General features: G+C 72.7%; 13 protein-coding genes. 4 read left to right on the top strand and 9 right to left on the bottom strand.

The annotated features are described in order from the left end of the window. Positions 1–44: 44 nt before the first annotated feature. Complete coding sequence (locus AC07FJ_RS19290; protein ID WP_479050410.1) at positions 45–887, top strand: alpha/beta fold hydrolase; 843 nt, start codon at positions 45–47, stop codon at positions 885–887. A 73-nt stretch (positions 888–960) separates the two neighbouring features. On the opposite strand, the gene AC07FJ_RS19285 is transcribed toward AC07FJ_RS19290, so the two are convergent. The 3 genes from AC07FJ_RS19285 to AC07FJ_RS19275 form a co-directional block, all read right to left on the bottom strand. Continuing rightward, positions 961–1,320, bottom strand: coding sequence for an RICIN domain-containing protein (locus AC07FJ_RS19285; RefSeq protein ID WP_479050408.1), 360 nt, complete (start codon positions 1,318–1,320; stop codon positions 961–963). 252 nt (positions 1,321–1,572) lie between these two features. Beyond that, complete coding sequence (locus AC07FJ_RS19280) at positions 1,573–2,157, bottom strand: hypothetical protein (RefSeq protein ID WP_479050407.1); 585 nt, start codon at positions 2,155–2,157, stop codon at positions 1,573–1,575. A 728-nt stretch (positions 2,158–2,885) separates the two neighbouring features. Next, complete coding sequence (locus AC07FJ_RS19275; RefSeq protein WP_479050405.1) at positions 2,886–3,596, bottom strand: hypothetical protein; 711 nt, start codon at positions 3,594–3,596, stop codon at positions 2,886–2,888. A 456-nt stretch (positions 3,597–4,052) separates the two neighbouring features. On the opposite strand from AC07FJ_RS19275, the gene AC07FJ_RS19270 reads away from it, so the two are divergent. Both AC07FJ_RS19270 and AC07FJ_RS19265 read left to right on the top strand, forming a co-directional pair. Beyond that, positions 4,053–4,487 (top strand): glutamate synthase central domain-containing protein, encoded by a 435-nt coding sequence (locus AC07FJ_RS19270; protein ID WP_479050850.1) that lies wholly within the window; start codon positions 4,053–4,055, stop codon positions 4,485–4,487. After that, positions 4,484–4,894 carry a HEAT repeat domain-containing protein gene (locus AC07FJ_RS19265; protein WP_479050404.1) on the top strand — a complete coding sequence of 137 codons (411 nt, stop codon included), beginning with the start codon at positions 4,484–4,486 and terminating at the stop codon, positions 4,892–4,894. The genes AC07FJ_RS19270 and AC07FJ_RS19265 overlap by 4 nt, the downstream gene beginning before the upstream one ends. A gap of 287 nt (positions 4,895–5,181) precedes the next feature. Here the strand turns inward: AC07FJ_RS19265 and AC07FJ_RS19260 are convergent, their stop codons facing one another. Further along, positions 5,182–5,358, bottom strand: coding sequence for a hypothetical protein (locus tag AC07FJ_RS19260; RefSeq protein WP_479050402.1), 177 nt, complete (start codon positions 5,356–5,358; stop codon positions 5,182–5,184). A gap of 169 nt (positions 5,359–5,527) precedes the next feature. Further along, complete coding sequence (locus AC07FJ_RS19255) at positions 5,528–6,994, bottom strand: MFS transporter (protein WP_479050400.1); 1,467 nt, start codon at positions 6,992–6,994, stop codon at positions 5,528–5,530. 191 nt (positions 6,995–7,185) lie between these two features. On the opposite strand from AC07FJ_RS19255, the gene AC07FJ_RS19250 reads away from it, so the two are divergent. Continuing rightward, positions 7,186–7,914, top strand: coding sequence for an SDR family oxidoreductase (locus tag AC07FJ_RS19250; protein WP_479050398.1), 729 nt, complete (start codon positions 7,186–7,188; stop codon positions 7,912–7,914). Between the two features lie 84 nt (positions 7,915–7,998). Here AC07FJ_RS19250 and AC07FJ_RS19245 read toward each other — a convergent pair whose 3' ends face one another. The 4 genes from AC07FJ_RS19245 to AC07FJ_RS19230 form a co-directional block, all read right to left on the bottom strand. Next, positions 7,999–9,030, bottom strand: a complete 1,032-nt coding sequence (locus tag AC07FJ_RS19245; protein ID WP_479050396.1) for a DNA topoisomerase IB — start codon at positions 9,028–9,030, stop codon at positions 7,999–8,001. A gap of 67 nt (positions 9,031–9,097) precedes the next feature. Continuing rightward, entirely contained in the window at positions 9,098–9,436 is a 339-nt protein-coding gene (locus tag AC07FJ_RS19240; RefSeq protein ID WP_479050394.1) for a DUF3140 domain-containing protein, read from the bottom strand. An 80-nt stretch (positions 9,437–9,516) separates the two neighbouring features. Then, complete coding sequence (locus AC07FJ_RS19235) at positions 9,517–11,937, bottom strand: SpoIIE family protein phosphatase (RefSeq protein WP_479050392.1); 2,421 nt, start codon at positions 11,935–11,937, stop codon at positions 9,517–9,519. Between the two features lie 171 nt (positions 11,938–12,108). Beyond that, positions 12,109–15,171 carry a SpoIIE family protein phosphatase gene (locus AC07FJ_RS19230; protein WP_479050390.1) on the bottom strand — a complete coding sequence of 1,021 codons (3,063 nt, stop codon included), beginning with the start codon at positions 15,169–15,171 and terminating at the stop codon, positions 12,109–12,111. Positions 15,172–15,338: the final 167 nt, after the last annotated feature.

Here is a 15,338-nt window from a genome sequence, read left to right as displayed (position 1 = left end):
TGACATGACTACTCGCCTCACCGCCGGCATCGGAGCGTGATCCGATGACCACCGTCCACGTCCATGACATCGCCTTGGGCGTCGAGTCGTTCGGTGACGACGACGCGCCACTCGTCCTGCTCGTGGGCGGGACGACGATGCTCTCCTGGCCCGACGCGTTGTGCGAGCGCCTCGCCGCCGGCGGACGCCGTGTGGTGCGCTACGACCTGCGGGACAGCGGGGAGTCCACCACGGCGAACCCGGAGGCGCCCGGCTACACCCTGCGTGACCTCGCCGCCGACGCGGCCGCCCTCGCCGACGCGCTCGGCGGGCGGCCCGCGCACCTCGCGGGGATCGGCGTCGGCGGGATGGTCGCCCAGGTGGCCGCGCTCGACCATCCGGGCGCCTTCTCGGCGCTCACCCTGGTCGGCACCCGCGCGGTGGCGCCCGGCCCGCCCGACGGCGACCTCCCCGACCACGACCAGGTGGCGATGCGCCGGCTGTTCGCACGTCCGACGCCCGACTGGACCGACCGCGAGGCGGTCGCGGAGTTCGCCGCCGCCGGCGCGGAGATCCTCGGCGACGACCCCGCCGCCGCACGCGCGGTCGCCGCACGCGTCTGGGACCGCACACCCGGCGCCGCACCCCCGGTCCACATGGCCAACCAGCTGGGCATGGTGTTCGCCAGGCTCGACTGCGCACCCCGCTGGCGCGAGCGCCTGCCCGCGATCGAGGTTCCCACGCTGGTCGTCCACGGCCGCCGCAACCGGTTCTTCCCGGTCGGCAACGGCGAGGCGATCGCACGCGAGATCCCCGGGGCACGGCTGCTCGTCCTCGACGACGCCGCCACGGCGATCCCCGACGCGGCGGTCGACGAGGTGACCGAGGCGATGCTCGCCCTCGGGTAGGGGACGGCGCCACCGCGCCAGGGCCTCGCCACCGACGGCGCACTCCGCCGTCGGTGGCGTGCCGCTTCACGGGTTACGGCAGCTGGTTCCACAGCTGGCTGCCGCCGTAGTGGCACCCCCACTGCGTGGCGTCCGTTCCATTGGCCGTGCTCCAGCCGGGCATCTCCAGGCACTTGCCACTGTGGTGGTTCTGGAGGTACTCGATCTTCCCGGACCACCCCGTCCCGCCCCACTGCTGGGCGACGGCGCTTCTCTGCCTGCTCCAGTCGGCGATTTCGAGGCACTTGCCGCTGTGCGCGTTCTTGAATGTGTAGTAGGTCGCCGCGTGCGCGGGAGTGGCCGTCAGCGTGAACAGGGTTCCGACGACGCCGGCCAGCGCTGCGGTGCTCTTGCGGAGACGCGTCAGAAATGTCCGCGCGGAGCTCGTGGACATCCGCATGATGCCAAACTCGACGCCCGCACCCCGGAGTTGCAGCGTCACAACGCAGTCGGTCCCGTACGACACCGATCACGGGCATCCTGAACGGGTTGCGCCGACCGTGATTCTGCTGCTGTGACGTCCCTTATGCTGGCCGGGGCCGGAACCACTAGACCTGGTTCCGGCCCTTGTCTGTTGTCGGTCACTCGTCGGTGTATCCCAGGCCGAGTTCGGCGCGCTCGAGGCAGACCGCGCCTTCGGCTGCCGTCAGTCGGCGTTGCCGCCGCCGGAACCGCCGTCGGGGTTGTCGAGATCGACATCGGTGGGGTCCTTGCGCGGGGGCTTGTTCGGGGGCAGGACGAAGTCGTGCGCGCAGTCCAGGCTGGCGTCGTTGCCGTAGTGGGGAGCCGGCCGGTCGCAGCCGGGGCCGGGGTGGTTGTCCTTGGGCTGCAGGCAGTACGCGGGATACTTCACCGGCACCAGCGAGTAGCCGCCGCTGCACAGCGGCAGGACGAAGAACTGCTGCCGCTCGGCGATTTTGGGGTCGTAGCCCTGTGACCCGGGCTCCTGAAACGGGGTGTAGGTCATCCCGCCACGGGGGTCCTTGGGGTCGACGGACAGCATCTGGCCGCTGCTCTTGTTCTCGAAGGTGAACACCGTGTTGTTCTTGCGGTAGCCCACCAGGTGCACGACCCACAGGTGCCGCTTGTTGGGGATCTTGGTGATTTCGTCCGACTCGATCTGCAGGTCACCGTTTTGCGTCAGGTATCCGCCGGTCACCCGGTGGATGATCATGATTTCCTTGCCGTGGACCACGGACCGGACGAATGTGTCGAGCGTGTTGGAGAACACGATTCTCCTCCTCTTTGCCCGCCTGAAAGGAAGCGTGCTCGATGGCACGGTCAGGCGCATGGACGGGTGACACCGGACGCGAGCACAGAGAAACCGGGAATGGCGCGGGGAATTCCCCTTCCAGGGCGGTGTGTTACCTCGCACAAATCCCGGCTGCTTTTGCAATCCGGCTTGCGAATGTGGTGCCCGATACATGTTCACGTCAATCAAGAACCCTCACAGGACGCGAGGTGTGGACGCGCGAAAGGGAAACTTAGAAGATAATCCGACTAGCGCCCCCCATTTCACCCGGTGAAATGGGTAGGCATTGCCACCCAGAGGGACGCGATGCCACCGGGGCAGCCGCAACAGAACACTTCGACGGGAGACCCCTGCGATCCAGCGGTCCGCTGACCGCAACGAAAGACCGCAAATGTCCGCGTTATCAACACAGTTCGACATGAAATGAGTTCGCGCGGAATCCCCGCTAACCGGCAAGGTGTTCAGCCGACCTGCCCAGCACACGGTGACCACAAAACGACGCCGAACTGGCGAAGAGGTTGTCTCACGTGGCGCTTCGGCGCTGCGGCACGATGCAGAATCGTGCAGGTTGACCTGTCGCGTCGGCTGGTTCCAGACGAGCTGGGGGAGCTGACCGCTCCGTTGCTGCCGAGGTTCACGTCCCGTCCGCCCAACTCACCATGTGAGACCCTCAGCTCAGCCGTTCCTGAACCTGGTCCCCAGCGTTATCAAAGCTCAGCGGCCTTCCGCGGATCGTCCTCCAGAATGCGGGCCGCGAGCCGCCGCACTTGCTCCTCCACGGGCTGGTCGCGGGTGGTGAGCAGCTCGTACTGGTAGGAACGTGTAGGCACCCCCGCTGCCTGGACCTGCTGGAACACGACATCGACGCCCTCGGGGCTGGTGAGTTCCTCGGGGACGTCGGGCTCCTCGCGTCGTGGCCAGACATCCGTGAGGACGCAGCCCCACCGCTCGAACCAGCCGCTGTCCACAAGGGTCTCCCGGAGCAGCCGGGCGACGGTGTCCACCGGCTCTTCCCAACTGCGGTCCGCTGCGGCCCGCGCGAGTTCGGCTTCGTACTGAGCAGCATCGAAGCAGATGTCCGCGGGCACGGCAGTGACGTTGCTGGTGTTCTCCCAGGCGTCCCAGATCACCCGATCGCCCTCGTGGCGCATGGTGACGTACAGGGCACCGCAGCAACCAGCGGTGCAGGTCGGCTCGGTGATCATGACCCTGCGCGGCTCCTGCGTGACCGCCAGCGGCCAGCTCTCGGCAGGACCTGTCCAGTGTCGGCAGCTGAGCGCCAACCCATCTGGGTGGACTCCCTTCAGGACGTCTACGCCGTCGATCAGGGGGCGCACCTCGGCCCAAGGGTCCGCCGCCCAGCCGTCCGGGATCCTGTGCTGCAAAGTCAAGGTGCTGATCGCCAGCTGATCGGTCATACCCACATGATCGGCTGACGCCCTTGCAGCGGCATAATCATTTCTTGGGCGTGATCAGCCTCGGATGGCCGAACTCACCACGTGAGACACGGAGCCTCTTCCCACCTGTTCGCCGCGAGCTCGGTGCTCGGCTGATCATGCACCTTCGGTGTCAAGTCGCTCCGCGGACTGGAACAGAAGGATGCCACGCCGCCGACGGCCGTCTGCTGGACTGCTGACCGGATTGCGTTTCCCCATCCGGCCCGGCTTGTTGATCCGCATGCCATCCAGATCGCCCGAAAGCCAACTGCTTCACCGCGTCGTACTTCCGCGACGGACGCGGCGATCTGGTCTCGGACGGAAGGGCGCCGGTCGGCTCCGTAGAGGCGGCTTGCCTGCTCCGCCCCGTCGGCGCCGGTCACCGTCCAGTCGCGTTGGCCGCCCATCTCGCTGATGAACTAGGGTGCGGGCGTGGACATGCGGACGGCTATTGAGGACCTGGCGGAGGAAGCCGAACGGCTGATCCGCGACGGAGCGTGGGTCGTTTCCCTCGCTGACCAGCACATCGCCGCGAAGGCCGCCGCCGACCTACAAGCAGCCATCGGCACTTCGCAGTTCCAAGAGGGCCTTCCCGCGGTGGACCGGCTGGAACGCCTCCGGGAAGCGCTCGCCGCCCTGGCCATCGCCCTCGCCCACGTCCACGGACGCCTGGCCTGGTTCATCGGCGCAGCCGCCACGGCATTCACGCCCGTCCTACACTGGCGCGCCCTTCCTGCCGACGACGGCTCCACCTTTGGTGCCGTCCGGCCGACCCTCCAGCAGTACACGGAAGCCGAAGAAGCGGCCCGTCGGCTCCAGCGCACCCTCGCCAGCATCACGGTCGCCCAACATTCCGCCGACCGGGAGCCATGACCGCCCTGAACGGCCCCAGGGCCTTGGCTGAAGCGTCGTCTCCTTCGTGGACTCAACGCGTTCGTGCTGGGCAGGACCTTGCTTCTTTCGCTGATGTTCCCGAGGCTGCGGAAGCGCTGGTGAAGCTGCTGCTGGACGTCGAGGACACGGCGGTGACCCGACAGACGGCGGAGGCTCTGGCCCGAGTGGGCACGGTGGCCGCCGTGAGGCTCATCGCTCTCGCGGTTGTTGAGGCTGACGGCAACCAAGCTGACTGGCTGCAGACCGGGGTGTATGACGCGCTCGTGGAATCGGACGGTGTGCTGGACGTCGCCGCGGCCTGCGGGGAGCTCGCCCGGGACCAGGAAGACGCTGTCCGGCGGGGGGCCGCGGAGATCTCGGCGTGGACAGCCGACACAAGGTGTTGATCTGCATCGACCTGCCCGCGGGCTCGTTCATGCAGCCGTCGCCTGGGAGTCTGGTTCGTAGAAGGTTACGTCTCTGAGCATCGCGAAGAGCACGCTGATACGGTGCCGGGCGAGGCGGAGGAGGGCCTGGGTGTCAACTCCTCGCCGGCACCCAACTCGCCGACGGCGCAGGTGATCTGCTCCGCAGGGCCCTCGCAGGGCGAGGTGAGTGTCACGGGTACGGCGGGCGTGACCCGGTGGGTGATGACGACGTCGGCGGCCGCGGTATCGCCGTGATGGGCCGCCGTTCATTCCCAGGTGATGCGCTGCCCGTCCCTGACGGGTTCGGTGTAGGTCAGGTCCACGGCGGCCTGGAGGGCGGCGGCGGGCGAGTGTGTCATCTCGGCGCCGACCGGCCCGGGCGTTGCCAGTGGGATGGCGGGCATCGCCAGGGCCAGCAGTGTGGCGAGCATCGTCTCCCGCATGAGGTGCGACCTCTCCGGCGGTGGTCCGGCCTGTCGGCCGGATGGCACGCGGCTCAACGACGCGGGTTGGCCGGGGAACGATCCGTGCCCCCGCTGCTCCAGGCTGCGAGGCCGCCGCACCTGTCGCTGACGCGAGGTCGGCCGCCTCGGCGGCCGCGTACGCGCGTCGCTACGCCGCCGTGCCCAGGGCCGGGCGGGACGTGAGGGTCTCCGTGTGGACCAGTACCGGCGTGGGTGTGCGGCGGCGGTGCAGGAAGTGGCCCGCGGCGATGGCCGCCGTGATGAGGAGGCCGCCCGTCACCAGGGCGCCGCGGGCGCCGGCGAGCTCCATGAGGAGGCCGAGGGCCGGCGGGGCGAGGAGGGACCACACGGTGCGGATGCTGTTCCAGACGCCGAGCACGCGGCCCCGCATGTGGGCGGGCGGGTCGGTCTGGAGGACGGTCGTACCGGCGGTGTCGGAGATCGACTCGACGACGGCCATCGGCAGGACGAGCACCAGGAGGACGGCGAGGGAGGGCGAGAGCCCGGCCAGGACCTGGAGGAGGGCGCCCGCCGTGGCCATGAGGCCGACGAGGCGCACCGACGGCTTGCGCAGCCGCGCGCCGAGGACCGCGCCGACGATGCCGCCGACGGCCAGGACCGTGGAGACCGTGCCGAAGGCCCCAGCCCCGCCGGCGAGCGGGCCGGTGACCAGGACGGCGAGGGTGAGGCCGTAGTTGCGGCCGAAGATCGCGCTGATGCCGCTGATGCCGGCGAGGGCGACCAGCCGCGGGCGGCGCGCGAAGAAGGCGAGGCCCTCGCGTGCCGTCATGTCGTCGCGCGGTTCGCGGACGGCCGGCGTCGCGGCGGCGGGCGTGGCCTTGACCGGCCGCAGGAAGGGGATGACCGCGGCGACGAAGAGGAAGGACACGCCGTTCGCGGCGTACGCGGCGGCCGTGCCGAAGACGCCGACGGCGAGGCCCGCGAGACCCGCGCCCGCGAGGCGGCCCGCGTTGTGGACGAGGGAGCCGACGCCGATCGCCGAGGGGACGTCCTCCGGGCGGACGAGATCGTTGCCGAGCAGGGAGCACGCGGGGCCGTCGACGGTGGCGATGAGGCCGGTCACGGCGGCCAGAGCCATCAGGACGCCCACGTTGAGCTGGTCGAACGCGACGAGGAACGCCGTCACGAACGCGACCGCGCCCAGCAGGCCCTGGCTGACGGCGGCGGTCAGCTTCCGGGGCCAGCGGTCGACGGCGGCGCCGCCGGCGAGGCTCATGAGCAGGCCGGGCGCGGCCTGGACGGAGAGGGAGAGGCCCGTCGCGGCGGCGGAGCCGGTGATCTGGAGGACCAGCAGGTTCTGGACGGTGAGCTGCATCCACGTACCGGCGTTCGAGACGAAGTTCGCCACGGACCACCAGCGCATGCTGCGGTACCTGAGCGAACGCCAGGGGGAACGGTCGGCGGGGGCGGCCGAAGGCGTGGAGGAAGAAGGCGCGGAGGAAGAAGGCACAGGAGGGCTACTCGGTGACGAGCCGGTGGACTCGGATGGCGGAATCGGCGGAAGAGAACGACGCGTGCTGCTCTGCACGGCCGGTCCACCGGATCTGTCTGCTGCTGCGCACCTCGTCGGAGGCGGTTCCACAGCGTTGACCATGGTGGCAGAAGTGCTGGTGGGACGAGGGGGCCTCGCGGCGACCCCGGGGGCGTCAGCGCCCGTCGATATAGGCGCTGACCTGGGCTTACGGCACTTCTGGTGTGCTTGCTCACAGTGACCGTCCGGCATGCCGAGCGTAGTGGCACAGGCCACAGTGGAGGGAGCAGGACTCGGCAGGAGGAGGCACGGACATGAGCAGGGTCGACCTTCGGGGCAAGCAGGCGCTGGTGACGGGCGGCGCGCGGGGGCTGGGAGCCGCGATCACCCGGAAGCTGGCGGGGGCGGGCGCGTCCGTCCTGATCGCGGACGTCCGCAAGGAGCAGGCCCGCGAGCTGTGCGAGGAGCTGGGGGACGCCGCCCGGTTCGTGGAGCTGGACGTACGCGACGCGCGGGCGGTCGCGGAGGTGTTCGCGGAGCTGGAGGCGGGCGGCGGCCGGGTCGACGTGCTGGTGAACAACGCCGCCGTGGACGTCTCCAAGCCGATCGAGCACCTGACGGCCGACGAGGTGACCCGGGTGGTGACCACCAACCTGCTGGGCCCGATGTACCTGTGCCTGGAGACCTACCGCCGCATGGTCGCCCGGGGCGGCGGCCACATCGTCAACATCCTGTCGACGGCGTCGAACCGCACCTGGACGGAGGCGGGCCCGTACTCGGCGGCGAAGACGGGGCTGCGGGCGTTCACGCACACCCTGTTCAAGGAGGCCCAGCGGGACTGCCCGGGCATCGGGATCACCGGGATCATCGCGGGCGGCATGGAGACGCAGTTCATCCTGGAGCGCTTCCGGGACGCGGACGTGTCGCTGCTCCAGAGCCCGGACATCGTGGCGGACACGGTGCTGTACGCGCTGTCGGTGCCGGAGACGAGTGCCGTCTCCGAGCTGGTGGTGGTGCCGCGCAAGGAGCCGTCCTGGCCGTGAGCCGGCCCGGCGCTGGGCCGCCCCGGCCGTGAGCCCTGGTGGGCCGCCCCGGCCGTGAGCCCTGGTGGGCCGCTCCGGCCGTGATCAGGCCGGCGGCGCCTGCCCGGTCCGCAGCATCCGCAGGACGGCCCGCTCGGCGGGGCCCTGGGTGGCGGGGATGCCGTACGTGGTCTCGTCGCCGAGGTGCGGCAGCGCCGCCGCGACCGTGATCCCCTCCTCGTACAGCTCGATCACGCGCGGGTTGATGTAGGAGGCGCGGCAGACGGCGGGGGTGTTGCCGAGGTACGCGGAGACCTCGCGCGCCGCGCGGGCGATGGCGCGGCGGCGGGCGGTCTCGCTGCGGGCGACGGACTGGGAGACGGCGAGCGCGATGGCGGCCATGACGGTGGCGTGCCAGGTGCGGAAGTCCTTGGCGGTGATCTCCAGGCCGGCCAGTTCCCTCAGGTAGGCGTTGACGTCGGCGCCGGTCACCTCGCGCCAGGCGGGGCGTTCCCAGTAGGCGAAGAGCCGGTCGCCGCCGCCGCGCCGCCGCATCAGGGCGGTCAGGCTGCGGCAGGTGGCGGGGTCGGCGACGGTCTGGATGAGCTCGCGGCCGTGTTTGCCGGGGTAGGTGAAGACGACCGCGCCGCTCTGGCAGCGGGAGTGCTCACGCAGCAGGGTGGTCAGGCCGTAGCTGTTGTTGAGTTCGACGTAGCGGTCGCTGCCGATGCGGAAGAAGCCGAGGTCGAGCAGGCGGACGGCGGTGGCAAGGACCCGCCGCCGGGTGAGCCCGCGGTCCCCCAGGTGGCCCTCGACGGCCTCGCGTACGGCGGGCAGGGCCTCGGCCACGTCGAGGACGTGTTCGTGTTTGGCCTGCTCCTGCTCGGCACGGAACCGGGGGTGGTACAGGTACTGGCGGCGACCCGCGGCGTCGGTGCCGACGGCCTGGAGGTGGCCGTTGGGGCGGGCGCAGATCCACACGTCCCGCCAGGCGGGCGGGATGACGAGCGCTTTGATCCGGGCCAGTTCGGCGGGGTCGCGCAGCGGGGCGCCGTGCGCGTCGAGGTAACGGAAACCGCGCCCGCGGCGGACGCGGGTGTAGCCGGGGTCGGTGGGCCGGCTGTGGTGAAGACGCAAGGGCACCTCCTCGTACGCCGCCGGAGGACCCGCGGGCGCCGGTGTGAAGCAGGGCGGGGGTGGGGCGCTACACGGGCTTCAGCGGGTCGTGGCCGATGTCCATCAGGCCGTGGCGCCATCCCTCGCCGCCGGCCGTGGGCTCCATGTCCGGGCCGCGCTGGGAGCGGACGATCTCGCAGACCCGCCGCATGACCTCGACGTCGTCCTCGGTCAGGTCGGTACGCCGCTTGCCGAGGATCTCCAGGACCCGCCGACCCATGGTCTTCCCCGACTGGTCGGGCACGACTTCGGTCTCCTCGCCGGCCGATGCGACGTTCAGCCACTCCTGCAGCTCGCGCGAGGTCATGTTGACGACGGTGTGGAACTCGTCCCACAGTTCCGCGCTGATCTGATCGGACGCTGCCATGACGTACCTCCTGGCGTTCCTCCCGACGTTGCGGACGACTCCCGGGTTTCCGGTGCCGACCGGACACAAACGTCACCGCGTCAGGGCGGGAGCGTCTGCTCGGCCCAGATCGTCTTCCCCGTGGCGGTGTAGCGGGTGCCCCACTGCTGGCTCATCTGGGCGACGAGGAAGAGGCCGCGCCCGCCCTCGTCCTCGCTGCCGGCCCGGCGCAGGTGGGGCGAGGTGTGGCCGGTGTCGGAGACCTCGCAGATGAGGGTGCGGTCGCGGATGAGGCGCAGCTGGACGGGCCCGGCGGCGTACCGGATGGCGTTGGTGACGAGTTCGCTGACGACCAGCTCGGTGGTGAAGGCGACGTCGCCGTCGTAGCCCCAGGCCCCGAGCTGGCCGGTGGCCAGGGCGCGGGCGCGGCCCACCATCTCGGGGCTGTCGGACAGCTCCCAGGTGACGACCTGGTGCGCGTCGAGGAGGTGGGTGCGTACGAGGAGGAGCGCGGCGTCGTCGTCGACGGGGCCGGGCAGCAGCGTGGCGACGGCCCGGTCGCACAGGTCCTCCAGCGGGCGGCGGTGGTCGGCGAGGACGGTGCGCAGGGCGCCGAGCTCGGTGTCGCGGTCCCGTTCGCGGCCCTGGACGAGGCCGTCGGTGAAGAGGGCCAGGAGGGACCCTTCGGGGAGGGTGAACTCCGCGCCCTCGAAGGGCAGGCCGCCGAGGCCGAGGGGCGGCCCGGCGGGCAGGTCGGGGTAGGTGACGGTGCCGGTGGTGGGGTCCACGAGGGCGGGCAGCGGGTGGCCGGCGCGGGCCATGCTGCACCGTCCGGTGACCGGGTCGTAGACGGCGTACAGGCAGGTGACGCCGAGGGCGGCGTCGTCGGGCGCCTCCTCGCGGCCGTGCGGGACGGCCATCTGTTCGTGGGCGCTCTGGGTGATGAGGTCGTCCAGCCGGGTGAGGAGCTCGTCGGGCGGGAGGTCCAGCTGGGCGAGGACGCGGACGCTGGTGCGCAGCCGGCCCATGGTGGCGGCGGCGCGCAGCCCGTGGCCGACGACGTCGCCGACGACGAGCCCGACGCGCTTGCCGGAGAGGGAGATGACGTCGAACCAGTCGCCGCCGACGCCCGCCTTGATGTCGGCGGGCAGGTAGCGGTAGGCCAGCTCCACGCCGGTGAGCCGGGGCAGGCTGCGGGGCAGCAGGCTGCGCTGGAGCATGAGGGCGGCGGTGTGCTCGCGGGTGTAGCGGCGGGCGTTGTCGATGCAGACGGCGGCGCGGGCGACGAGTTCGTCGGCGACGGGCAGGTCGGCCGCGCCGAACGGGTCGGGGTGGCGGTCCCGGGTGAAGGTGACGACGCCGAGCGGGGTGCCCTCGGTGCGCAGCGGTACGACGAGCCGGGAGGCGGCCGGGTCCGCGTCCGGCGGGGTGTCCAGGACGGGGCGGCCGGTGGCCAGGCAGCGTGCCTGGGGCGAGTCGGGCGGGTAGTCGACCGGGTGGCGTGCGCCCGGCGAGGGCGGGGGCGTGCCGTCGACGGGGCCGCCCCAGACGCGGACGACCCGCCGGGCGGGCGCGGTGCCGGGGCTGGGGTGGTCGCCCTCGAGGACGGCGTCGAGGAGGTCGACGGTGACGGCGTCGGCGAACTGCGGGACGGTCACCGCGGACAGCTCCTGCGCCGTGTGGACCATGTCGAGGGTGGTGCCGACGCGGCCTCCGGCGCGTACGAGCAGGTCGAGGCGCTGCTGGGCGAGGTAGCGGTCGGTGATGTCGACGGTCTCCTCGCACACCCCGAGGGTGGCGCCGGTCGCGTCCTGGAGGCGGTAGTACGAGCACGACCACACGTGGTCGTGGAGGGGGTCGACGGGCGGGCGGCCGCGGTAGTGGAGCTCGATGACGGGCTCTCCAGTGCCGAGGACCCGCCGCATGGTCTCCTCCAGCGTGGGCGGATAGCCCAGGGAGAGGATCTCGCCGTCGGCGACCATGTCGTCGGGGCGCAGGCCCGCGTACTGGGCGGTGCCCATCTCCTTGAACAGGGCGTGGTTGGTCCAGACGACCCTCAGGTCGGTGTCGTAGATGGCCAGGCCGACGGGCGACTGGGTGGCGAGGCCGCGCAGCATCGACTGGAGGGCCTCCCAGTGCTCGGTCTCGTCGGCGTCGGCCAGCGCGAGGAGCCGGGCGGGGCCGGTGTCGGCGCCCGGGCCCTCGCTCGTGTGGAACAGCGGGAGGGTCGCGGTGGTGACGCGGATGATGCGGCCGTCGTAGTGGCGCATGTGCAGGATCTGGCGGCGTGCCTCGGAGGCGCCGGGCAGCCGCGCGGCCATCCGGTACGCCCCGGCGCGGTCCACGACGAGGTTGCCGATGGGGCGGCCCACCGCTTCCCGGGCCGGGTGGCCCAGCAGCGCCTGGGCCGCCGGGCTCCAGCCGACGACCGTGCCGTCGGCGTCCAGGACGGCGGTCGCCGCTCTCGTGACGTCGAGGGGGCCCCGGAAGTCGGCACCCTCGGCTGCGTTCACCGCGCTCATGGCACCTGCCTTCGTCGTCTCCTCATGCTCGCCCGGCCCCGGGGAGCGCACAACCGCGCTCACTCCACACGGGGCTCGGCCCGGCTCTCCGACGGCCCTCGTCGCCTGGTGGGCCCGTCTCCGGCCGGCCGCGCCGCCCCTGCCCCCAGGGGAGTGAGCGCCGGAAGAGGCCTACGGGCGGGAGGCCAGGAGCAGGGCGATGTCGTCGGGACGGTCGGCGGCCGTCGTCGCCTCGCGGACCAGCCGGTCCGCCACGTCGTCCAGCGAGCCGGTGGAGACCGATGCGAGGACGCCGCAGAGACGCTCGATGCCGAGGTCGATGTCGGTGCCGGGCTGCTCCACCAGCCCGTCGGTGAACAGCGCGAGGACCGCTCCCGGCGGCAGGCACAGTTCGGTCACCGGGTACGTGGCGTCCGGGGCGACACCGAGGACGACGCCGCCGGGCAGGTCGAGGACCTCGACCCGGCCGTCGGGGTGGCGCAGCAGCGGCTGCGGGTGTCCGGCCCGTACGGCGCGGGCGGCGCCGGTATCCGGGTCGAGGTCGACGTAGCAGCAGGTGGCGAACTGGCCGGGGTCGAGGTCGATGAGGAGCCGGTTGGTACCGCTCATGATCTCCTGCGGGTCGTGCCCGCTGAGCGCGAAGGCGCGTACGGCGCTGCGCAGCTGGCCCATGGTCGCGGCGGCGGCGACCCCGTGGCCCTGGACGTCGCCGATCACGAGGGCGACGCTCCGGCCGGTCTCGGTGACGTCGTACCAGTCGCCGCCGACCTCCATGCCCTGGGTGCCGGGCAGGTAGCGGGCGGTGATCTCGACGTTCCGCAGCCGCGGCAGGCGGTGCGGCAGCAGGGCGCCCTGGAGGCCGCGGGCGAGGGCCGCCTCGGAGTCGTAGCGCTGGGCCCGCTTGAGTGCCTGGGCGATGAGGCCCGCGAGCGCCGTGAGGACCGTGCGCTCCTCGGGGCTGAAGCCGCGGGGCTGGTCGAACCCGAGGATGCAGGAGCCGATGGGGCGGCCGGAGGCGATCAGCGGCAGGAAGGCGCGGGCGCCGACGTGGGCGTCGAGGGGGATGCCGGGGTAGGCGTGGGCCAGGCGCTGCATCGACTCGAAGAAGAGGGGCCGCCCGGAGGTGAGGGTCTCCACGCCGGGCAGCCGCGCGTCGAGGCCGACGCCGTCGAACCGGTCGAGGAAGCCCTGCGGGAAGCCGGTCTCCCAGGCCAGGTGGAGGTGGCGCTCGCCCAGGAGGTAGATCGCGAGCTGGCGGCCGCCGAAGGCGGGCAGCAGCTCCTCGGTGACCACGGCGGAGACCTGGCGGATGGTGACGGCCTCGGTCAGCGCGATGGCGAGGGCGACCGGGCGGTAGAGGACGGAGGCCCGGTCGGCCGGCGAACCGAGCCCGGCGCCCAGGGCCGCGCCCGCGCCGCCCAGGCCCGCGCCCAGACCGGCGCCCGGCGCGGTGACGGAGCCCGGTGTGTACACGGGCTGCTCCTCGGCGGTGAGGGTGATCGTCAGTCCGTCGCGCCCGGGGTGGAGGGAGACCGCCAGCCAGCGGTCCGGGGCGCGGTGGGCCATGAAGTGCACGGGCTCGTCCGACAGGAGCGCGGCCCGGAAGTGGTCCTCGTGCGCGGGCTGCCCCAGCCACGCCACCTCCTCCCACAGGACCCGTCCGACCAACCGGCCGCGGTCCAGGCCGAGCAGGGTCTCTGCGGTGCGGCTTGCGTACGTGACCCGGCCGAGCCGGTCGACGGCGAGCATGCCCCGGGGCAGCCGGTCGGCCGCCGCGGCGACGAGTGGTCCGGTGCCGGCGTCGACCAGGGTGCCGGAGAGGCGGCGGCCGCCCGCCGGGCCGCCGTGGGCGGACAGCTCCAGGAGGCAGGGCCGCCCGTCGGGCCCGCGCAACCAGATGCCACGGGTCGCGGGCCCTTGCCGCTCCCCCGCGTCCCTCGCGTTCCCGGTCTCCGCCGCGTTCCCGGTCTCTTCCGTCTCCGCTGCGTTCTCGGCCTCCGCCGCGTTCTCGGCCTCCGCCGCTTTCCCGGTCTCCTCCGTCCCACCCGCCTTCCCCGTCTCCGCCCTCTCCCCCGTCTCCGCCGTCTCTCCCCTCCTCGCCATGTGTGCCGGCCCTGCTGTCTTCGCCCTCTGTGCCGTCTCCCCCGCCCCACTCGTCGCCTCCGTCTCCCCCGCCGCCCCCCTCTCCCCCGTCTCCCCCGTCTGTGCCGTCCCTGCCGTCTGTGCCGCGAGCGCCCACAGTCCGTACGCGTCCTCCGGCGACAGCCGTCCCGCCAGGGCCTCGATGGTGCCGGGGAAGCCGTCGGGTCCCTCGCCGCCCAGGAGGGCGCGCAGCCCCGCGTCGGCCGTGACGGCTCCGCTGCCGATGTCCCAGTCGAGCCGGCCGACGCGCACCGGTGCCGTCGTCTCGGCGGGCGGCTGTACGCAGACGGGCTCGTGGTCCCACGCGACGTCGGCGCCCCGCCGCGCGAGGTCCGCGAGGCGGGCGCCGAGGCGCCGCGCGACGCTTTCGGTCCGGTGGCGGTCGGCCGCGTCGACGGGGCGGCCCGGTGTGGCGGCGCGCAGCACCACCAGCACCCCGAACTTCTCGCGGCCGACGGCGACGGGCGCGTACAGCGACCCGAAGGGGAACGGCAGCCCCGCCATCAGCTGCGGGAAGCGGCGCATGGCGTCCTCGGCGTCGGAGAGGGCGACGGTCCGGCCGGAGCGGTACGCCTCGGCGATGGGGAAGGGGCGGTTCACGTGCATGCGCCACCAGGGCCGGAAGAGCGGGCCCGGCAGCCCGCACAGCACCGCGAGCCGCAGCAGTCCGGCCGTCCGCGAGCGCAGATAGACGGCGCCGGCGTACCCGCCCGCGGCCTCGACGGCACCGACGACGGCCTGCGCGGCGACCAGGGACAGCTCGTCGACGGGCCGCCCGGTGGCCGGGGGCCCGGCGTCCCGGCCGCGTCCCGCGTCGGCCGTCTGACCGCCACCCGGCCCGCCGGACGCGCGGCCGCTCCCAGTGGTGTCCTCGGCTCCGCCCGCGTGCCCGTCGCCCACCGCGGGCGCGCCCCCGGCGGCCGGTGCCCCGCCCGGCCGCGCCTCCGCGTCGGCCGGGCGGTGCGCGGGGCGCGGAGCCGGGCCGCCGGTCTCGGGGGCGCGCAGCCGGGGCGGGGCGTCCGGCGGCCGGGCGGGGGCTTCCCCGTCGGGCCGGAGCCGGGAGCGAGGCTCGCCGTGCGGGCCGTCTGCCATCGTCGTCCCACCTCTCAGCGGGAGCCGGCCCGCGGGGTCGCGGCGCCGCGACCCCGCGCCGTACCGGGGGGACACACGGGACACCCCCAGGATGCTCCCGCCGGGCCCGGTCGTGCACATCGGTGGGCGCTCCGGCGGCCGGAGGGCGTCGAGGGAGGTGAAGTATG

Source organism: Streptomyces sp. NPDC045998 (assembly GCF_056430285.1).
The sequence above is the reverse complement of the archived record's forward strand: the minus strand, read 5'-3'. Positions and strand labels throughout refer to the sequence as shown.